We start from the raw sequence: 20,784 nt of genomic DNA on the forward strand, positions 1-20,784 counted from the left end.
GGGGTGACGAAGGAACCCCAACGCAATATTCAATACCGAGAGAGTGTTGGGGTTCATTACATTCACCCCAACCTACGCGGGCTCGAAACAACCAGCGCCGAACCACAACACCCGTATTCACGCCGGGAGGAAACAACCCAGCTCTTTCTCTATTTTTTTGTTGGTAATTTCACTCCTTGTGATACTAATTGAGATCCTTTTACTTCAACATGTGGCATTTTCTTTTTTTCTAACTCCTTATTCAAATGATACGGAGTTGACACATCTTTAACCGATGTTGTGCCAACTAAATCAATGCTGCCTTTACCTTCAGGAACATCTTTTACTCCTGCGGATTTAAGAATCTCAACTACAACAGAAGAACATTGATGTTTCGGGGTATAAGTTCCTGGGTCTGCCTTCAATTTGTCAATCTCAACCTTGATTTTTTCGGCGGTCGCTTTATCGATTTTCCATTCGTAAACTAAATATATATCGTCTTCTTTAATTGGATGCTCTACATTTCCTTTCGCTCCCCCTGACAAAGCATCCGCAGCCCCTGGACGATTTATTGGTCCGTAACTAACAGTGCTTAAAACTTGCCCGGCATCGTTCTTGACGTACAGTACGACATGACCTGGATTTTTATCAGAACTCGTTTGAACTTCGCCTGTAAACGGATCTACATCGCTGACGTTTATAGCAACGAAAACAGATATTTTTTTTTTGAGTTCTGCTTGTTCGATCTCTTCCTTTGTTGGGGTTTCCAAAATTGTTCTTAGATGTACAGGCGGTAACCCTCCCCACATCTCAACTACGTCAGGATGCTCAAGACCATATTTAAAAGCATCTTCAAATGAAGTATCTCTCCAATAAATGTCCCAATCATTCTTTGGAGTAGTTCGATTTTGCTTTAGGTCTTTTTTTGTACCCGCATCTTGATTCTTTTTTTTCTGATCAGCATGTGTTTTTTCTTTACCATTTCTATCTAAATAACTAATCGAGTTATTTCCGCAATATAAAAAGAGATTTGCGCCATCTTTGTTTCCGCCCGGGTCGCAATTCGCCCACCTCCCCAACCAAACCGCATAATACCTTGCCCCATGATAACTAAACCCAGTCTCCTCATCCCGTTCCTTTCCGGTATACCGATACCGCTTCAAACTCAACTCTGCAGGAGTTCGACCCGCCTGATAAGAAGTAGAGCCATAAGGCAAATATTCCTCATACGAAATCAAACCTCCATTGCGATCCATTTCCAGGGATGCTGAACCAAGATGGTTATTAAGCTGATAACGAAGAACTAAAACTGAATTTCCTATAACCTCTCCATTGCCCACTGTCTGTGTCTCTACCAGCGCAATGCGCTGCTTGTCATCCATCACATGCTGCGTCTCGCGCTCCAGAATTACATTCGCTCCATTACCGCCATATTCCCGATAGATTTCAAATCCACCCAGGTATAAACGCTCATTCTTGCGCGAGCCATTGGCTAGAGCAGTAATTTTGCGTACCCGCTGCCCGCCTGCGTCATACACATAAAAAGTCGTTTCCGCATTGACGCCGTTGACCACCTGTTTTGCACTGGCGCTCAACTGATCCTTGAAATCCCATTGCATCTTCGACAGATGCGACATCGAGCTCATATTGCCGTGGGCATCGTAGCTATAAGGTTCCTTAATAGGCTGACCGCCGCTGGTTTGCACCGTAGTCAGGCTTAACTGATTGCTGGCTTTGCGCGGTTTGATATGAACGCCGTCTTCGATAAAACTAGCTTGGTCGTATTCGTAAACGCGAGTCCAGCCGCCATTCACTGCCTGGTGAATCATCCGCTCGAAATTGCCGACCGCATCGTATTCGTAAAGCTCGGTATAGTTGCGCAGGGCTTGCAGGTCGTTGGTTTGCGCCGCGCCCACGAAGGGATAGTCGCGATAATTGCCGTTGACCGGGGTGAACTGAAATGCCGATTGGCCGATGTGTTCTCGTCCGCTGGCTTCGAGCAAACGATACAGCGCGTCGTAGCGGTAACGGCATTCCGCTTCCACTTTTTGGTTGGCGTGGAAAACGGTTTTCAGCGCCCGATCGTTGATCTGGGTGATGTTGCCGGCAGGGTCGTAGGTGTAATGCAAGTCCTGCACCACCGCCGGGTCTTCGAAAATCTGCGAAGCCATGCCGCTTTGGCCAGGCGTGCGCGTGGTGTGCAAGCGGGTCAAGCGGAAGGTTTGTTCGTCGTAGTCGTAAGTAGTTTGCGCTCCATTGCCGTAATCGATGCGCGTGCGCTGGCCCTTGGCGTTGTAGTCGATATTGCTGACAAATACGGTGGCTTGCGCTGCGCCGCGCAGGTTGACGCGAATTTCATTCAACAGATTGGCTTCGTTGTAAACCGGACGGAGAGTGCTCGGCGGTATCTGGCTGGTGTGCGGCGACAGCATTTCGACGGGTCGGTTCAACGCATCGAAGCGGGTGCTGCTAACGAAAATTTCGGATTCCAGGGCCGGATTGAACGACCAGTTTGGTGTGTTCTGGTAGTCGCTGGCGAATTGACGGCTGCTGCGCAGCAAATTGCCTTTGAAGTCGTAGCTTTCATTGGTCACGACCCCGGCGGTGTCGAAGTGTTTATGGACTTTGCCGCGCTGGTTGGCTTGCGTGCGTTGCGTTTCACTCAGGCCACTACCGGCATCGTCGCCGTAGACCGTTTTTTCGAATAGCAGCGGTTGGCTGAAATAGGTCCGGGGGGGCTGCTCTTCGGGATGATCGCCCCCTTGCACAAAGGATTTGACGGGGCGGCGCAGAGCATCGTATTTAGTGCGGAAGTTGTAGCGGCGGCTGTTCCAGGCGCGGATAGGCTTGCCGGTGACATCGTTCAGCATCCAGCGCTCGCCCGCCTCCAAGCTCGCCTGGTGGATGCGGTTGCCAAGCAGGTCGTAGTCATATTGCATGACGATACGGCCGAGCTTGTCGTCCGCCTGCACGATGGCATCGCGCACCTTGCGCTGGTTGCCTTCGATATCCAGGACGACGCGGGTAGCGTATTTTTCATCCTTGATCGCGCCGTTGCGCTGGTAACGGTTATGGACCACGGTCAGGAAGGGTCTGCCCAAGGTATCGAAATGGGCCACGGTGGGTGTGTTTGCGTGTTGGGATGCTTGTTCCGCCGCACGGCGCTCCTCGGCACCCCTCTCATCGCCGATACGCTGCTGATGCCAGGTTTTCCAGGTATTCGGCTGGGTGGCGAAGTAAGGCTGCACATAGCCCTGGATATCCGCATCGGTGCGGGGATCGCCGGTTTCGCTGCCGTTGGCGGCTAAGGTATCGTTGACATCAAAAGTGGTCTGCTGCCAGGGATCGAAAACGACCTTTTCGTAGGTGTGGTTGGGATGCAGGGTGGCGACCACGCGTTCCAGCGGGTCGTAGAACAGAATCGGGCTGACGCCGACCTTGACGCCGAATTCGAAATGATGGCGCTGTTCCGGAAGCTGGCTGAAGAAGGGTTCGTACTGACGAACAGGTTTGCCCTTATTGTTAAAGACTGTCCAGCCGCTGCCCACCCAACGCGGACTGACGACCGGGCCGCTATCGATCAACGGGCCTGGTTCGGCCTGGATTTTCTTCTGAATCTCGCGACCAAAGCCGTCGGAATAGCAGAAGCTGATTTGAATCTTGAGCCCCCTTTGCGGCAGCGGGTCACTGGCGTGGGTCTCGCGGGCTAGGGTGGCGGCATAGACCGGCAGCCATTGCGAAGGATCGTCGGGATGGGCCTCGCGGGTTTTCTGGAAGCGATGGAGATCGTAAAGGATGCGCGTCGTCGCTCCTTTTAACAGGTTAGAAGCTGGATCGTGAGGATCGGTGGCGTCGTGAAAGTTGTTGATCTGTTCATCTGTCAGATCTGCTTCGAAGCCGGTTAAGTTGTCGCCAACGGTTTCATTGGTCTTACCCCTCACGGCAGTACCCACCACCATACCGAGCGTATCGAAGGCAGCTTGAGAACGGTTGCCGTTGGGATCGACGATTAAATCCGGCTGCAAAACGCGATAGTCGTGGTGGGCAGCTACGGTATTGCCGACGGCGTCGTGGGTTTCGACGACCAGAAGATCGTGTTTGTCATAGCTTGCTATAGCCCCTTGGCCGAAAGGATCGGCGAATTTCCTTGGGGAATAGAAATGCCGTTGTGCTTCGGCCCGTTCCTGCGCGGCTGTGTTGGCGGGTTTGGCGACGTCTGCATTGGGATGAAAAAAGACTCGCCCTGCCGGTATCCACCAATTGCCGTCGCTGTCGCTGCGGGTGGCGTTGGCATCGTTTGCTGCTGGGAACACACTCTGAGAACGCAGCATTTGGCTGCTGACATATCCGCCACCATCGCCGCCCTGACTGATCAGCACTTCGTTAGCGTTGGGCAGCAAATTTTCCTGGCCGCGTTGATAGACCTGTTGCAACAAGCCTGGCGTAAACGCTAGCTTGTAGCTTTCGCCGGGTAAGGCTTTGGCCGAGATGGAACCCAGCGGCAGAAGCGCGGATAGGTCATCCTTGCGATAGAGCGTTCTGACGTGTTCGATGAGCCGGCGCTGCCGGCCTGCGCCGGGAAGCAATTCGTAGCTCGTTTCCTCATCGAAGCGGTGCTTGAGTCCCTCTGGCGTCTCGGTGACGAAGTCAGTGAGGGTGAAGCGGCCGTTGTTTTCGTCCTTGGGTTTGTAACCCGTCAGCTCGTAAGTGCGCACCTCACAAGGAAGCGACGTGCGATAGCTGTCGGGTTCATCGATGTTTTGGGTGACTCTGTTTTCCGTATAGGTCACCAGCGTCGTGGTCTGACGCTCCTTATCGAAGGTTTCCGTCAAATCCGATGATTTGCGGCCATATCCGATCGCCACCGACTTGAGGACGTTGCCAAATTTGTCGACTTCGAGTGTGAGGGAGTGGCTGATTCTGGGATCTTTGGGGTTGCGTTCGTAGTGATAGCTGAGTGCTTCCCGCGGATGGGTGAAAAAAACGCCATGGCGGTTGCTTCGCCGATGCTGTAGGCATTCGATGGTGAAATTCTGTTCGGTGATGGTGTAGGGATGAATCTGCTTTTCTGTGCCGTCCAGGGCGTAGACTTCCTGCCGCAACATGGCGCCTTTGAGCGAACGGCAGGCCTCGCGTTCTTCTTCCAGCGTCAGGTCTTCCGGCAGGATCGTGTCATCCAGTAATAGGGCCTTGGCTTCGCCGTCGGATAGTCCGGGTGTCCGGTAATATTCACCTTTATCGACGCTATCGAGGAGGCCGGCGAAGAAATTCGAAACGCGATCGCGCCCCAAATAAATGCCGGTGTGAAACCAGGTTTTTGTTAAAACCGGTGGAACGTGGGAGTCTTCGGCCAGATTTGTGGTTTGATTCAGCGTACCGGCTTGGGAGAGAGCGGCAAATTCTTCCGTATCCCACTGCTCGACCATGCCAAAGCCACGGAACTCACGTTCCGCCCCATCGAAATAGCCGTGGTGATAGGCATAGCGCGTGACAAAGCGGTTACGGCTGATGTGGTCGTAGGTCTCGACCTTTTCGACCACGTGTACCGGAAATGGCAGCTTGCTAATCCAGGGCCGGCCTTCCATTTTGTCCAGGAGGTAGAACTTGGTAGATGGTGCGTAGTGGACGCGGGTTTCGGCGCCCAGGTTGTTTTCGGATTTGATGAGCAGATGTGGCTTTTGGCCGCCCATCAAATCGATGTAGCGCATGGGCTGGCGGGCATTTGCGGGCAGCGGCGATGACCAGACCAGGCAGGCAGTACCGTTGCCAAGCAAATCCATTGCCTGAACGGAAGACAGGTTTTCGATGGCCGGGAGTTGCGGCAATTCGACAGCATTGCTCCAGCGGTTGCCGGACTGGTTGAAGTACACGTGGACGCCGTCTTTGTGCAGGTAGAGGATGTCCGTGGGGCCAGTGCCATCAATATCAGCTAGTCGAATCCGCCGTGGGTCGAATTGGTCGCAATGATCGAAACAGGGCGACGCGTCCATAGTCACTTTGGGGCCGAATAACCCGTAGCCGAGGTTGGGCCAGTAACACACTTCGCCATTGCGAATACGCACCAAATCAGCAAGCCCATCGCCGGATAAATCAGCCACAAAGATGGAATGGGTGTCGTCAGCAAAAACTAGATGAGGGCTTTTTTCTTCGTCAAATGAGTTCGTTACCTGTTGTGCTGGCCCAAAACCGTCTTCCGCGAGCGATGGATACCATGTGAACGCATGATCTTCAGTGACCAGAATGTCGGCATGACCGTCACCATCAAGATCAATGAAGCGGAGATTGGGGTCACGAGTATTGATATTGGGCCATGAGCTGAATGGACGAAAGCTTTCCCAGTCGGCACCCTCAGTTCGCTCATAAAAGCCTTTGACCGGTCCCTCCATTTCAACAACATCTACCTGACCGTCGCCAGCTAAATCCATTAATTGGGCGCCGCTTGCCAATGACAACGATGGCTTGGAGGCTACTAGCTCTATCGGAGCGAAGCAGGCTTTGATCTGTGGCTGACCATTCTCGCCAGTTTCCTGATGAATAGGGCTAAGGTTTCGTTTGTAGTACCAAGCTCCTGCCTGTTCGGTCAGTATGCCGGAAAGGCCTTCACCATCCAAATCAACCCATTGGTATTGGGACCCATCAAGCCCGAAGGGTAAATTCTCAAGACATGGGTTGTCTATCGCTTGAACTGGGTGTTCGGCAATTGATGCTTCGTCTGGAACCGAGCTGTAGGTAAAGGTGAGTGAAGGAAGCGACTTTCTGAGGTAGCGATTCGGTATGTCGGATGTGCCTTGACGACGGTATGCCGATTGAGTGACTTCCGTCATAACTGAGGCGACTGGATTTTGTTTGTAAGTGAATGTGGTGGAGCGTATTAGGCAATCGGCGATCCCTAATTCATCAGGGAAATGATGAAACATCAATACCCGTCGGCATATCCGGTAGGTTCGAACTTCAAAACCTGACCGGTAGGACGAAAATGGGTCTAATCTGGCTGGCCATGCTTCAGAACTATTTATCGAAGCAACAACGAACTCGTGAGCTTCATTGTCTGTGGAGAAGGCTTGATAGTGGCCTTCCTCGTAGTCGAAGATGGCTTCGAACATCCAATCGGCATTTTCCCTAATTTCATCCTTAGGAAATAGCGGGCATTGTCCGTTTTCATCCAGAAATGTTTTGCGATTGCTGTAAAGAATCTTTTTAAGATATCTATTAACAGTGCGGCTCTGATCGTCCACTTCACCACGGTTTAGTTCATGGGCTTGCGAAGCATCAATTCCCCGACCATCTTCTTTCTGGTACCTGTATAAAATTCCGTTGCCTTTATCATCGTAGGACTCGCAAATTAACCATGTGAAAATTCGCGCTTGCTGATTTGATTTAACTTGTGGATCGAAAATACGAGACTCGTCGGTCCTACCGTAAAAAGTGACAATATTGTCTTTGCTGATGGATCGCCAAAACGTATCTGTTGGATCGGATTTATTAGTCCAACGTTCTATTCGTGCAAAAAGCCCTTCAATTCGGGGGCGGTATCTAAAGATGGAATAAGTGGGATCAGACTCTATATTTACGAAATGCGTGCCATCGGCTTGAAGCTCAGGAACCAGATCTTCCGCTCCCGAGAGTATAAAGACGTCAGACTCGGTATCGTCACAATAACGCGGAAGGCCTTTATCTGTTTTGCGGGTAATAGAGGGAAGTGCGAGACTCCATCCAAGCCCGAAAGGACCGTTGCCTGCACCGGAATCGTAGGATAGAGAAAGTTGAGGACCAAAGCCTGAACGACCAGGAGATGTAGCAATCGGAACACTCATTGAACCGCCGCCGGTGACCGGATTGGCGGTAAACTTCTCACCCATGCCGCGAATTGCGCCACCACCTTTGGGCAAGGAAATCGTAGGCGCAGCAGAAGAACTCTTCTCTGAAGGCTTATTGTTATTATTGCCTTGTTGCTCTTCCATCTATCCCTCAATGACGATAAATGTTGCTTAAACTCTTTTTATCAAATTTCTATGATAACGTCCAGATTAATTCTACTCAGTCTTGATGTTACGTTTTCATTCTTACTGAATGGCTGCTTTTGCAGATTTGAATGACTGGTCTTGGCTAAGTGGAATGTCGGCTAATGGCCGGTTGGGTGAGGTCGCCAACGGCGGCTTTGTAGACCTCCCGTCGCAGAATCTGGATTTGGCTGACTGGCCGCTTTGGAGAAACGCGACCGGCTCTTTTGGGTCGTTTTTTTACTTTCAACCTCCATAATCTGTTAGACCTTCATAGATCCTATCCGGGCGTATTTAGCACTACGCGAACGCGCAGCCAAGACTATTAAACGAACATCAATATTTACTGCGAAAACGCCCTGATAAAGCGCTCCCGTAACTTATCCATACCCAACACGGGCGCATTGTCGGCTGGCAGCATGCCGTCTGTCCAATGCCAAGCATCTACCGCAGCCATCAACTTGGAGTCGCGGCTGATCAAATGCACCAGCACGTCGTGACTATCCGATTCACCAGTAACGAACGGCGCCGGTTGGTGGTCGCCCAACACCAGAATCACCAGATTATCGTCGCCGTAGGTAATGGCGTAAGAGACGATATTCGCCAGCGCATATTCGATGGATTTGCGATATTGCTCGCGGATGCGCTCGGTGTTTTGCCAGACTTCTTCCGGGGTATCGCCAACTCGGGCTTGATTGAAAACACTGCCGTCGCCAACCTGGTCCCAATCCACTAATTCCGGCAACGGTGTCCAAGGCGCGTGCGACGAGATCAAGGCCAATTCGGCCATCAATGGTTGCCGGGCACCGGGTTTGCGCTCCAAGGCTTGCAGGGACGATAGTGTGTATTGGTCGGGCATGGTGATCCAGTTGAAGGTTTGGCCTTTGTAGCTCAGGTCTTGAGCCGCATAGATGCGATCGTAACCAAAATACTCACCTTGCGGCCAATCCATCGTATGCGCGGGCTGTACCGCCACGGTGCGCCAGCCGGCCCGTTGGAACAGGCGATTCAACGATGGGCGCTGGCTCATTACCAAGCGGTCGTAGCGGGTCTGACTATTGATCCATAAACCGGACATCAGGGTGCCATGCGCCAGCCAGCTGATACCGCCGTAAGTCGGCGAACTTAGATAAGCACTGCGAGCGGTTAAGCCGCTTGCGGCCAAAGCGGCGCTGCTTTGCTGTAACAGCGGACGAATATGGGCAGCATAATCGGCTTTGTCGAGCACCGTTCGGCCATACGATTCGACAAACACCACCAGCACATCCTTGCCCTTCAGCTTCTCGAACAATGCGCTGTCCGGCACGGCGGCATAAGGATCGCTATCAACGACATTGTTGAAACTTTCCAAATCGGCCATGCCGGTCCGGATGCTGGCAACGTGCTGGGCCAGTAGATCGTAAAACGGCTTGCCGGCATAAGGCCAGCCAGAAAAAACGCAAGTACTCCAAACTAATAGACTAGCGCATAAGACAAACCCACTGATTCTCGCCGAACCCTGCAGCAGCCTCTGCACCCGACGCAGGAGCGTATTCGTCAGCAAAAAGATCCCAATCAATAGCGCAACTATCAAACCAGCAACAACGATTGCGCCGCTTTTACCGATGGCCCCTTGCAGCAAATGCATGCCGTCTGCTGGAAAGCGGGAATCTAGCACCGGGTTGAATGGCCGATCGAAAACCTGATATGCCGCGATGTCGGCCAATTTCATGATGATCCCGGTGCCGAGCAGGCCGACGGCAAGCCAGCGAATCAATACGGCTCCCCTGCCCCGGACCAATAAGGCCAGGCCGAGCACTATCGCTTCCAACGGTAAGTAAGCAAAAGCCGCGGGGGTAATCGCGCTGAGGCGATTGGGCATAAGTAAAGCCACCATTACATAAAGTAAGGCGCAGCTATTGATACCGGTTGCAAAGTGAGCTGTCCGCTGATGATTAAAAACCTTGTGATCACCTAGCATTTAGACTCCCACTGCGACGCGTTTAGGTCTGGGCGGCAAAACAGGTGTCGAGAAAGAGAACTTGAGTTTATGGAGACGGGCATGTTTAGTGAAAAGTCAGGATTATTGTTTGAGATTGAAAATGCTTGAAAGCAAAAACAACGCCAAACTGGCATGGCTTCTGCTGGAGATTCTATGGTTTTCGTCAAGCTGCATTGTTGAGGCAAGCAATTTTCTGAGCGTCAAATCGGGCATCGGCTTGTTGCCAAAGCGAGAATGCGATGCGTAATAATTTTCTGGCGATAATCACTAGCGCCTGAGTTGCCGAGAACTCTCTGGCTCTTAACTCTTGGTAATAGGGTTTCCACACAGCCGTTTTGGCGGCTGCCTGGGCGCAGTTGTATAACAGCCGTCTCAGTTCACCCGGTCCCCGTTTGGATACGCGTCGGCGGCCCCGCTTTTGGCCTGAGTCACAGGCTCGGGGATCCAGCCCGACAAAGGCTACTACGGCATCGCTGCGGCTTAACGGGACCCGATCAAACAAGACAGCCAGCTGTGTTGAGGTTTGCCGGCCAATACCCGGTATGCTCTCAAGACGTCGGGCCTCGGCTTTCAGTGCAGGCTGCAAAGTTAATAAGTCATCCAGTTGCTGATCGATATGCTTGAGCAATCCGTCCAAGGCGACCACGGTATCAATGAGTGGCGCTTCAAGTTCCTTCACGCTTCGCAAGGCTTTTTGCAGAGCTTGACGATGCTTGACGACCGTCGCACGGCGCCGTTGCAGTAAAGCCACTTGGTGCTGCATCGCCGAAGCAGGTTGATAGGGACGTAAATGACCCCGTTCAGCGGTGATAAATCGCCGGATCATTTGGGCGTCCACTCGATCCGTCTTGCCCCGTCTGCCCAAACCCAGGGCATAATGGCGCATATCCCGTGGGTTCAGCACATAGACGACCATGCCCATCAATACCGCTTGCTCTGCCATGAGTTGATGATAATCGCTGGTGGCTTCCAGGCCAATATAACTCCCGGTCGGTAACGTCTTCAGCCAGGCATCGATGGCCTCTGCCGTATTGGCAAGCGTCAACAAACCCTGCTCTGAATCTATCACCAGTTCATCTTTTGCTACATCGATACCGATCAACATTTCGCTTGTCATACGTCCTCCACCTGTTGAAAAATAAGAGAGTCGGGGTGGTGCGTCTGCCGAGTAAGCTTGTGCACAAATCGGCGGTCTAACCGCTAGATTCTTCATCGACTCTGGAAGACGCGATGGGATGATTTCTCAGTGAGGTCTGTCTTAGCAGATGCTTGTCGATGTCCCTCCATCCCGACAACCAAAGTCTCCCCGATTCTCTTAACCTTTACCATACAAGCTTGTCGAATGATCTGATTCAGTAATTGAAAAACATGCAAGCAACCGAAAACACCGCCTTAAATTTACTGCAACACGAAGTGCGCACCATCGCCATATTGGGCGTCGGTGTGCTGCTGATCGGCTTTGGTTTTTTCGGTCTTGAGGAGAACTGGATGCTCGCTGGCCAATGGATGATTTTGGCGAGTCTGATTTGGGCTTATGTCTGCCGTTGCGTGTGGCAGCGCTTAGCATTGAATCGTGCCAAAGCAGAGGCACCGCTCTACGTTACTTTAGGCTGGGGAAATCGTATAACCATCTTGCGCGGCGGTTGCATAGCGCTGACCGGCGGCTTTTTGTTTATGCCGCAAACGCTCACCGCGACTATGTGGCTACCGGCCTTGTGCTATACCCTCGCTGCTATCCTGGACCGTTTGGACGGGTTCGCCGCGCGCCGTAGCGGACAGGTAAGCTTGCTTGGCAATGAATTGGACATTAGCTTCGACGCGCTGGGACTGGTGATTGCGCCGCTATTGGCGATCGGTTTGGGCAAATTGCAGTTCTCTTATCTGCTGTTAAGCGCGGCTTATTATGTGTACCGCTGGGGCTTGCAACGCCGTTGTTTAGGGGGTTTGCCGCTACACCCCTTGCCGGAAAATCCGCTGCGTCGCACCTTGGCGGGCTTTCAAATGGCTTTCGTCGCGGTGGCGCTTTGGCCGCTACTTGATCCTGAGTTGTCCGTTATCGCCGGTATTGCCTTCATGCTACCGGTGCTGTTCGGGTTTGCGACGGACTGGTGGGTGGTTTGCGGTGGGTTAACGCCGCTGGCTTATGGGCGCTTGGCAGAATGGAGCGAACAGTATTTTCAGCCGGGCTTGCGTGTCTTGTTAGCCTTGCTGCTGTTTTTGCTGATAGCGGATGCCAACGATCCGGCAGGCAATGTCACGGCATATGGTTTGTTGCTGGTCGCAAGCCTTGTTGTGCTTGGCTTGGCCGGACGCTTAGGAGCGCTGAGCGTGCTGATATGGTTTGGCTGGCATTATCCGCCCGCTAGCCATCCAGTTGGCTCTTACCTGGTGATTTTTACTGCCAGCTGGATTTTGTTGCTGGGCACTGGCCACTATAGCCTATGGTCATGGGGTGACGCATGGATTCAACGCTATGACGGGGCCTGATGACCTGGCATAGAGCGCTGCCAATTTTGTTGTGGGTGCCAGCGTTACTGATGGTTGGCGCGGTGCTTAGCCAATTGCCGCTCGCCACTATCACCCTGACCATTGGCACACTTTCTTTCAACCAATGGCTGGCCTGGATAGGGCTGAATCTCGCCATTATTTTGCTCGCTGCCCAGCGTTGGTGGGTGTTGAGTAACGTGCTGAAATTACCGGTCGGTGTTGGTCAGTTACTGATGATTCGCCAAGCCGGCCAAGCCGTCAGTTTCATCACGCCCGGCCCGCAATTCGGCGGCGAGCCACTGCAGATTTTCTGGCTGCACAAGCGCTGCCATCTGCCGCTGCACGGCGCGTTGCTGACATTGGGTCTGGATAGGTTTTACGAGCTTTGGATCAACTTCAGTATCCTGGTCCTGGCGGTGCTTTTGTTGCTGGCTTCGCCGGTCGGCGCTGTCACCAACTGGCGGGAAATCCTGCTGGTACTTGCCGGTATCTTGCTGGCTTTATCGTTGTTCGGCTGGTTTATTTTAAAGCGGCCGGAACGGGTATTAGCCTGGCTAAACCGCCTGGCCCGGCGCTGGCAGCATCATCCGCGCTTGCAACACATAGAAACGCATTGGCACCACTTGGGTAGCGACTTAAAGGCAACCGTCGCTTCAGGTAAGGCCGCACTATGCAAAGCCTTTCTACTCTCTCTGTGCGGGTGGGCTGGTTTGCTATTGGAGTTATGGCTACTGCTCGGCGTATTCGATCTTGCCTTGGATATGTCTACGTTCCTGGTCATTTTGGTGGCCATGCGCCTGTCTTTTTTATTACCGTTGCCGGGCGGGATTGGGTCCTTGGAGGCGGCGCTGTTTTGGGCGTTTCAATACTTGAGTTTGCCGGCTGATGCGGCGATTGGCTTGATTGCCTTAATGCGCTTACGCGATGCCATTATTCTCATAGGCGGCCTGGGTTGCTTGCGCTTGTTACAGGCAAGTAGGTAGCGCAAGTGCTTATCTAAAGGCAGGGTATCAGCAAGCTCTGTCTGTATCGCAACAGCTCGCACGCATTCATGCTGCTCAACGACGGCATTTCCTGGTGAATAAATACGGCACGATTAGTGCAGTTTTAGGGACGGGAACCTTGCTCAAGGTATCCGTTTTGATAACCCATAACTAGAGAGAAAATGCATGAAAAAAACTAGCTTTGTTGCCGGCCTGCTCATTCTGAGCGCTAACGCAGCCCTCGCTCAACAGGCCCCCAGCGACGCCCCTAAGCCACCGTTAGGCTTTTTTGTCACCAGTGTCGGTTCTGGCAAGGGTGCTGATCTTGGCGGCTTGGCGGGCGCCGATGCGCATTGCCAAAAACTGGCGACTGATGCCGGAGCCGGCAACCGTACCTGGCGCGCTTATTTGAGCACCCAGGCCACCGCCGACCAACCCGCCGTCAACGCCCGCGACCGGATCGGTAACGGGCCTTGGGCTAACGCCAACGGCGCGATTGTCGCCAATGATGTCGCCCATCTACACGGCGACACCGTGGAACTGGGCCAGTTGGGTAACAACGTACACCGCACCACAAACCTCACCGAAAAAGGCGCGCAAATCAACGGCGTGGGCGCCACACCAAACCAACACGACCTGATCACAGGTACAAAACCAGACGGTCGCGCCTACACCGATGCCGCCGACCACACCTGTAAAAACTACACCAGCAGTGGTGAAGGCAGCGTTCGTGTCGGTCACTCCGACCGCACCAACCGCGGCGCCACCGGCGGCAATGTCTCCTGGAACTCCACCCACGACAGCAAAGGCTGCAGCCAGGAAAACCTGGTCAGCACCGGCGGCGCGGGCTATTTTTATTGCTTTGCGGCGGATTAGGTTGGTTTGAGAGGGTGGGCACGATTAGCGTGTGCACCGTGTAGCTTATTGGATGGGCTGACGAAAGGAAGCCCATCGTTCGCGAGTGATACGCTTCACTCCGTTCGGCTCAGCGGCTCTGCTCAAAATACAACTGAGCTAGCCTACGGTAATAATAATCAAACTTTTAAGATGTCCTGAGCGGCTAGTATTACGGAATGCAGATATTTTAATAGAGCTATTACTGTCAGCATAATCGTTTACAGCATTTGCACTAAGGCTTGATGTGATTAGAGATATTGATTTTTGATTTCTGGCATGTTGATTCAATTCAAATACTACCGGCCGTCCAAATTCAGGAATAAAAACCCGTCCTTTGTAGGTGTTGCTGTTATAATTAGAAACTCTGCCGAAGAATTGTTCGGGAACTTCTGTGATTCTAGTTTCGAATAGAAAATCATAACTTTCTAAAGTGAGCTTTGTATTAATTTGGAGTTTTGGTCGGTCAGGCAAAGTGCAGTAAATGTTTGCAGATTCTGCAGTTTTGTTCTTATAAATTGGTCTGTGCATTTCCCCAATTGCTGTAGAACACTTTTCAAGAAGGGAGTCTGCTTGACTTTGTGTTACTGGCTTTACTTTTATATTATATTTTTTTGCCTCTTCATATAACTGACCAAGAGATTTGTTGTAATCGACATGAACTCCAAGCGATTCTGAAACGACATAATCGTATAGTGAGTAAACAATATGCCCAAGAGGAGAGTTGTTTTCCAGCGTTGCTACATTATAAATGCCCATACCAATAAAAGAGATAACTGCAGTGGATTTCCAACTTCCTTGCTCAGCAGGAAAGGCATATATTTTTGCCCCCTTCAATGAAGGAGCCTGTGTAATAATTTCGCTATTAAGAACCAAGTGGGTAGTAAGAGCGATCGACCTTTGAAAGCCCGTCAAAGCCTGGGCTACATCGTAATAATCAATTAAGTTTCGATCAGAGTCGTTACCTTCGAAAGACAATGTAAATTGAATATTTTTTTGAGGATCATGATGCATTTTGCTTTCCAAGCTCTGATAATAATGATTAATGTTCTAACTGAACAAAATGATCCAGAATATAGAGTAGTGCGTATCGTAAGTCAAAATAGTGTGTCGCCCGCATGGAATAAAACGGAAATGGCTTGAGGATAGTGATGGGTTTCGCTGACGCTCTACCCATCCTACGAAAACAAACCCAGTTTAACAAAAAATCCTATTCGAACTAGACACACTATAAAACCACGAAACTTTGTTTTGCAAACATCCAAGCAACTGGACCGTAGGATGGGTAGAGCAACGCGAAACCCATCAAATAAACCCATAACCACCATTATCCCAAGTTTAAATCATTTTCCAATCCCGCCACTCCGCCCCAATTAGCGGGAATAATCCCTCGCTTAACATATCGATGAAACGATGAATAAGGCCAATCCGCAGCGGTTGTGACATGACCATGTTTTACTGGATTGAAATGAATGTAATCCACATGTCTGGCAAAGTCATTCTCGTCTTTTATTCGGTGTTCCCAAAATCGTCTTTGCCATATTCCTCTTTCATTTTTACGAATACGGCTATGGGAAATTTTCTCACCAATTTCAATATGCCTGGAAAATTCTGATTTTATTTGTCGCCAACGTAAACTGAAATCATCGTCACCCTCAGGTAGGGTCCAAATGGCATGCAGATGTTCCGGCAATACTACAATTGCTTCCACTGTAAATGGATGCTTTTGCTTAACAGTACGGAAGGATTCTCGCAAAATCTCAATATGCTCCGTCAGTAGTGTTTGGCTTCTATCGGCCAGATTTACCGTAAAAAAGTAAGTGCCACCTTGGACTCGATGGCGACGGTATTCGGTCATTTATCTTTTTTCGGGGTAAGTTTGAAGTTAGCGATGGGTTTCGCTTTGCTCTACCCATCCTACAAAGCCCATTGAGTTTAGACCAAGCCTAACCCAGTGAGTCATGTCTTGAAATGACAAAACTTTGTTTTCCAAGCACCCAAGCAACAGTACCAGGACCGTAGGATGCGTAGAGCAAAGCGAAACCCATCAAACGACTCAAAACCACGAGACTTTGTTTTCCAAACACCCAATCAACAGTATCAGTATCTCCAGCAACAATTATTTGCCAATCTGGAGTATTAAAGTCAGTCTTGGCAGGGCTAAAAAACATGGCATAAATAATGGTGGGAGTTTTCTTATATCAAGAGTTTACAAAGAAAATACTATGTTTCGTACCGAACGATTTTTGTCCGTGGCTAATCCTGATACCGGTCTTCCCGCGTGGTATTTTTTGACTCGGGAAGGCCGGAGAGGGCCGTTTTCCTCTAAAACCAATGCCCAGGTGGCGCTGCATCATTACATCGATGGCTGCGCCCGACAGGGACTTGCCAGCCGGCGCACGCGGTTGTTGGCCAACGGCTAATCGTTTATCGACTTTGCCCGGCCCTGACTTGACCGGATAAAAAAGCACGGATGTCGGCGCAAGTTGTCTCCCATTTTGGTTGGGCGGCGTATGAATGCAGTGCATTGGCGCCCAGTTGCGCCAGCAGATGACGATTTTCATGCAGGATCTGCAACACATTTGCTAAGGCGCCATGATCTTCAGGCTGGATCAAATAGCCGTTTCCCCCTTCACGAATAATCTCCCACGCAGCGCCAGACCTTGTGCCGATCACGGGCAAGCCAAATTGCAGGGCTTCCACATAGACAATGCCGTAGCTTTCATAAGCGGACGGCATGACTAGTAGCTGATTTTGCCGATATAAAACGGCTAGCGCTTCATCTTGCACGGGACCGAGCAAGGACACGCTTTGGTTTAATCCAGCATCGCGAATCAGGGCTTTAATTTGCGCGACATAGCCGGGCTCCATATCCAGCCGTCCGGCCACGTTGAGCTGGTAGTCCTGTGCCGGCAGTTGGCTAAGGGCTTTTATCAAAACATGCAAGCCCTTGCGGCGGATGACGTTACCCACCAGCACTATTCTTAGCGATCCGGGCTTCAGCGCGCGCTTCAAAACGGCTGCCGGGCTTATATTGTCATGGGCAAAATTATCACCGGCGGGCACTGCGATGCAGTGCGGCGGTAAAGCGCCGGCCAACAGCTGACGGATTTGAGTTAGGGTGGTCTGGCTGTTGGCGATGATGCCGTCCACGGTTTGCAAATAACGGCGTTCAACAATCCGGTAAAGCCAGGCGCTGTGCCAGGGCGCTTGGTCTATGCTAGCCAGCAGGTGCACCAGGGCGATTAGCGGAATGCCGAGTTGCTTGCTGATGCGCCGATTCAAATAAAACACGGCCGGATGAACCATGGCGTCCTGAATCAGAACATCCAACTTGGCTGCAGCGATGTTTTTCAATAAATCGCCGTGAATATTCTCTGCCAACAACCGCCAATAATTGTGCGGCGGCAGATTGATAATGCTTACCTGATCACCTCGGCTTCGCAGGTAAGACACCAGTTTGCGGTTATACAAATAGCCGCCACTGACGCTGTCCATGTCGCCAACGACGAGCAAGCCGACATGCACGGTGCTTACCGGATTAGAAAGCCAAGCGGTAAGCCGCCCAGCACGTCGCGTTTTCCCAGAGTTTTACCCGCAACCTGCCGGTTCCCGGTGGATTAATCGCGGCCGCGATTTTTTCACAGATAATGCGGCTAAAGTGCTCGATGCTGGGGTTTAAGCCGGCAAACTCCGGCTTATCGTTGAGCATTTGATCACGAAAATCCGCCACGATGTCATTCAAAGCCGCTTCGATGGCGACGATGTCCACCAAATAACCATGCTGATCCAGTTGCTCGCCGTCGATACACACTTCCGCGATGTAATGGTGTGAGTGGGGTTGGTTTTCACTGCCCCAGTCGCCGCCGATTAAATAATGGTTGGCGATGAAATCTCGACTGACGGCTACGCTGTACATATTATTTTTTCCTTGGGTTCTTTGGTGACTACTCCCCTGTTTGAAAAAATAGGGGAAGTAAATAGCGTTGGAGTTTTAATAAGTAAATATGGCTTGCAAGACTTGCTGCGGTTCCTGATCCAGCCGCTTGTAAATGTCTGCGGCTTGGTCGATTGGCATGCGATGACTGATCAGCGCTTGCGGCTTTAACCGTCGAATCATTTCCCAAGCCTCTTGGAAGCGGCGGGCTTTATCCCAGCGCCCGGATAATTCCGGCGCAATGCTGCTGACCTGACTGCTGATGAATTTGATGCGATGGCGATGGGCCACGCCGCCTAATTGCACTGGCGCGGACTTACTGCCATACCAACTGCCAATCACGATGCGCCCGGAATAACTGCACAAGTCGATGGCCAGATTCAAAGCTGCCGGCGCACCGCTAACTTCGTAGATTAGGTCGGCACCGGAGTTCGGCGTTGCCGATAACTCCACGGGCAAGCGTAAAGCGTCTTTCAAATCGGCAATTTCCCTATCTGACTTGGGATCGAACGCTTGACGCACGCCCAACCATTCTGCGTAATTACGGCGTTTGCTGATCTCGTCCAAAGCCAGTAACTGCGCCAAGGGGAAACGGGCCAATACACTGGATAACAACAAGCCAACGATGCCCTGCCCTAAAACCGCAACCCGTTCCCCCAACGCCGGACTGCCGTCCAGCACCAGATTAACGGCTGTTTCCATGTTGGCTAAAAATACCGCCGCTTCCGCTTCGATATCGTCCGGCAAAACGATCAGTTGATCTGGCGTGGCAATAAAATGGCTGGCGTGCGGCTGAAACGAAAACACGCGCTTATCTAACCAAGCGGCATCGACGCCAGCGCCGATTTGTTCGACGTGGCCGACACAAGCATAACCATATTGCAAGGGATAAGAGGTTTGTTTCAGTAAGGCTGCCAGCGAGGCATCCAACGCAATATCGGTGGGCAATTGTCCCCGGTAAACCAGCATTTCCGTACCGGCGCTGATTGCGGAGCAAACACTCTTCACCAGAATTTGCCCCGGCTGAAGTGGCGGCAACTGATTCTCACGGATTTCAACTTCTCCGGGCTTGGTAAACCAAAGCTGGCGGGCTTTCACGCTAGTGCCGCCTCCCGATAATGCAGATTTCCCCACATAATCAAATCCTCGCCCAGCATCTGCGAATGTAGTGGACGAATTTGCGGCAACTGGCTTTTACAGACCAAATCCAGATTGCCGACGCCCTTGTATCCGCCGACCAAAGTCGGCGCAATGGTCAAAACCAACGCATCGGCCAGCTGTGCTTTTAAAAATGCGGTGATGACCTGACTGCCGCCCTCCACCATCAGCGTCCGGATGCCTTTTTCCCAAAGTCGTTGCAGGGCTGCCGACAGATCAACGCGCCCATCATCGTCACCCTCTAAGGTGATGATTTCGGCGTTACCGTCAAATTCGCCATCGGGTTTTAAACAGGTTAACAGCCAACACTCTTTGTCGGTGCGTTGGCACAGGCGAGCGGTCGGCGGTGTGCGTAACCAGCTATCCAAGACGATGGGTTGCGGGTTTTTTCCGGAACATTCGCGCACCGTCAATTGCGGATCGTCAGTCAGCACCGTGCCGATACCAACCAGAATACCGTCGTGCAGACTGCGGAGTTGGTGGGTTAAACGCCGGGATTCGTTACCGCTCAAACCCAGGGTTTCTCCAGCGCGGGTAGTGATGCTGCCGTCCCAGCTTTGTGCGTAACTCAGCGTAACAAAAGGCCGTTCGGCTGTTTCGGAAAACGCGGTTTGGGCGGTCAGCCAGCGCTCAATCTGCTGGTTCACAATCATGCGCGGTTCTCACGCTTACCCTAGCAGCGGCAGGTTTGACCTGCAATAGATGATCCATGCGCCGAGCTTTGGTCAGCAAATAGCCTTCGTTGTCCGCATTGACTGTGGCTTCCAAAGGAAAACGGGCATTCACCAGAATACCTTCGCTTTCCAAGGCATGAATCTTTGCGGGATTGTTGGTCATCAGGCGTATCGAATGGACACCGAGCTCTTCGAGAATGCGGGCCGCCAAGGAATAGTCTCTTTCGTCGGCGCCATGCCCTAATAGCAGATTGGCGTCCACCGTGTCGTAACCCTGGTCTTGCAGATTGTAGGCGCGCATTTTTTGCAATAAGCCGATGCCGCGCCCTTCCTGGCGTAGGTAGACTAAAACGCCGGCGCCTTGGCTGGCGATCAATTGCAGCGAGCGATCCAGTTGTTCGCCGCAGTCGCAGCGTCTGGAACCCAGCACGTCGCCGGTAAAACATTCCGAATGGATACGCACCAAGACGTTTTCGGCGTCGGTGACGTTGCCCATCACAAAGGCCAGATGCTCTTTGTTATCCAGGGTGTTGCTGTAATAGCAGAGTTGAAAGTCGCCATACGCCGTGGGGATACGGGTGCTGGCAAGTCGGGAAACGGTAGGTTTGGACATGGTGTTTTCTGAATGCTTAATCCCTTTAGTAACTCAATTTATGTGCCAGCTCTCAAGCCTTTGTTTGGCCTAGTATTT

15 protein-coding genes are annotated in these 20,784 nt (G+C 51.7%); 4 read left to right on the top strand and 11 right to left on the bottom strand.

Features of this window, described 5'->3' with window-relative positions; genetic code table 11:
- Nucleotides 1-149 precede the first annotated feature (149 nt).
- From METH11B_RS26145 to METH11B_RS0103945, 3 genes are all read right to left on the bottom strand, one after another.
- Nucleotides 150-7,940 carry a SpvB/TcaC N-terminal domain-containing protein gene (locus METH11B_RS26145; RefSeq protein ID WP_081733748.1) on the bottom strand — a complete coding sequence of 2,597 codons (7,791 nt, stop codon included), beginning with the start codon at nt 7,938-7,940 and terminating at the stop codon, nt 150-152.
- Nucleotides 7,941-8,322: 382 nt separating this feature from the next.
- Nucleotides 8,323-9,840: a sulfatase-like hydrolase/transferase gene (locus tag METH11B_RS0103940; protein ID WP_231499579.1), complete on the bottom strand. Its 1,518-nt coding sequence runs from the start codon at nt 9,838-9,840 to the stop codon at nt 8,323-8,325.
- 283 nt (nt 9,841-10,123) lie between these two features.
- Complete coding sequence (locus tag METH11B_RS0103945; RefSeq protein WP_026600893.1) at nt 10,124-11,077, bottom strand: IS110 family transposase; 954 nt, start codon at nt 11,075-11,077, stop codon at nt 10,124-10,126.
- 251 nt (nt 11,078-11,328) lie between these two features.
- On the opposite strand from METH11B_RS0103945, the gene METH11B_RS27600 reads away from it, so the two are divergent.
- From METH11B_RS27600 to METH11B_RS0103960, 3 genes are all read left to right on the top strand, one after another.
- Nucleotides 11,329-12,447 (top strand): CDP-alcohol phosphatidyltransferase family protein, encoded by a 1,119-nt coding sequence (locus METH11B_RS27600; RefSeq protein ID WP_026600894.1) that lies wholly within the window; start codon nt 11,329-11,331, stop codon nt 12,445-12,447.
- Nucleotides 12,447-13,430 carry a lysylphosphatidylglycerol synthase transmembrane domain-containing protein gene (locus tag METH11B_RS0103955; RefSeq protein WP_026600895.1) on the top strand — a complete coding sequence of 328 codons (984 nt, stop codon included), beginning with the start codon at nt 12,447-12,449 and terminating at the stop codon, nt 13,428-13,430. Before METH11B_RS27600 ends, METH11B_RS0103955 begins: the two co-directional genes overlap by 1 nt.
- Before the next feature lie 186 nt (nt 13,431-13,616).
- Complete coding sequence (locus tag METH11B_RS0103960) at nt 13,617-14,306, top strand: hypothetical protein (RefSeq protein WP_026600896.1); 690 nt, start codon at nt 13,617-13,619, stop codon at nt 14,304-14,306.
- 138 nt (nt 14,307-14,444) lie between these two features.
- Here METH11B_RS0103960 and METH11B_RS0103965 read toward each other — a convergent pair whose 3' ends face one another.
- From METH11B_RS0103965 to METH11B_RS29705, 3 genes are all read right to left on the bottom strand, one after another.
- The gene (locus METH11B_RS0103965; RefSeq protein WP_026600897.1) at nt 14,445-15,338 is read right to left on the bottom strand and encodes a DUF7946 domain-containing protein; all 894 of its coding nucleotides are present in this window, start codon (nt 15,336-15,338) and stop codon (nt 14,445-14,447) included.
- A 313-nt stretch (nt 15,339-15,651) separates the two neighbouring features.
- Entirely contained in the window at nt 15,652-16,182 is a 531-nt protein-coding gene (locus METH11B_RS0103970; protein ID WP_026600898.1) for an REP-associated tyrosine transposase, read from the bottom strand.
- Between the two features lie 88 nt (nt 16,183-16,270).
- Nucleotides 16,271-16,495 carry a hypothetical protein gene (locus METH11B_RS29705; RefSeq protein WP_231499580.1) on the bottom strand — a complete coding sequence of 75 codons (225 nt, stop codon included), beginning with the start codon at nt 16,493-16,495 and terminating at the stop codon, nt 16,271-16,273.
- Nucleotides 16,496-16,549: 54 nt separating this feature from the next.
- On the opposite strand from METH11B_RS29705, the gene METH11B_RS0103975 reads away from it, so the two are divergent.
- Complete coding sequence (locus tag METH11B_RS0103975; protein WP_026600899.1) at nt 16,550-16,747, top strand: DUF6316 family protein; 198 nt, start codon at nt 16,550-16,552, stop codon at nt 16,745-16,747.
- Nucleotides 16,748-16,751: 4 nt separating this feature from the next.
- On the opposite strand, the gene METH11B_RS0103980 is transcribed toward METH11B_RS0103975, so the two are convergent.
- From METH11B_RS0103980 to ribA, 5 genes are all read right to left on the bottom strand, one after another.
- On the bottom strand, nt 16,752-17,852 hold the full coding sequence (locus METH11B_RS0103980; RefSeq protein ID WP_026600900.1) for a glycosyltransferase family 4 protein: 1,101 nt from the start codon (nt 17,850-17,852) through the stop codon (nt 16,752-16,754).
- Nucleotides 17,853-17,865: 13 nt separating this feature from the next.
- Complete coding sequence (locus METH11B_RS0103985; protein WP_026600901.1) at nt 17,866-18,243, bottom strand: 6-pyruvoyl trahydropterin synthase family protein; 378 nt, start codon at nt 18,241-18,243, stop codon at nt 17,866-17,868.
- Between the two features lie 75 nt (nt 18,244-18,318).
- Nucleotides 18,319-19,395 (bottom strand): zinc-dependent alcohol dehydrogenase, encoded by a 1,077-nt coding sequence (locus METH11B_RS0103990; RefSeq protein WP_231499581.1) that lies wholly within the window; start codon nt 19,393-19,395, stop codon nt 18,319-18,321.
- Nucleotides 19,356-20,072 carry a RibD family protein gene (locus METH11B_RS0103995; RefSeq protein WP_026600903.1) on the bottom strand — a complete coding sequence of 239 codons (717 nt, stop codon included), beginning with the start codon at nt 20,070-20,072 and terminating at the stop codon, nt 19,356-19,358. The genes METH11B_RS0103990 and METH11B_RS0103995 overlap by 40 nt, the downstream gene beginning before the upstream one ends.
- Nucleotides 20,050-20,706, bottom strand: coding sequence for a GTP cyclohydrolase II (ribA, locus tag METH11B_RS0104000; RefSeq protein ID WP_026600904.1), 657 nt, complete (start codon nt 20,704-20,706; stop codon nt 20,050-20,052). Before ribA ends, METH11B_RS0103995 begins: the two co-directional genes overlap by 23 nt.
- Nucleotides 20,707-20,784: the final 78 nt, after the last annotated feature.

It is taken from the genome of Methylomonas sp. 11b (assembly GCF_000515215.1).
Taxonomy (GTDB): domain Bacteria; phylum Pseudomonadota; class Gammaproteobacteria; order Methylococcales; family Methylomonadaceae; genus Methylomonas.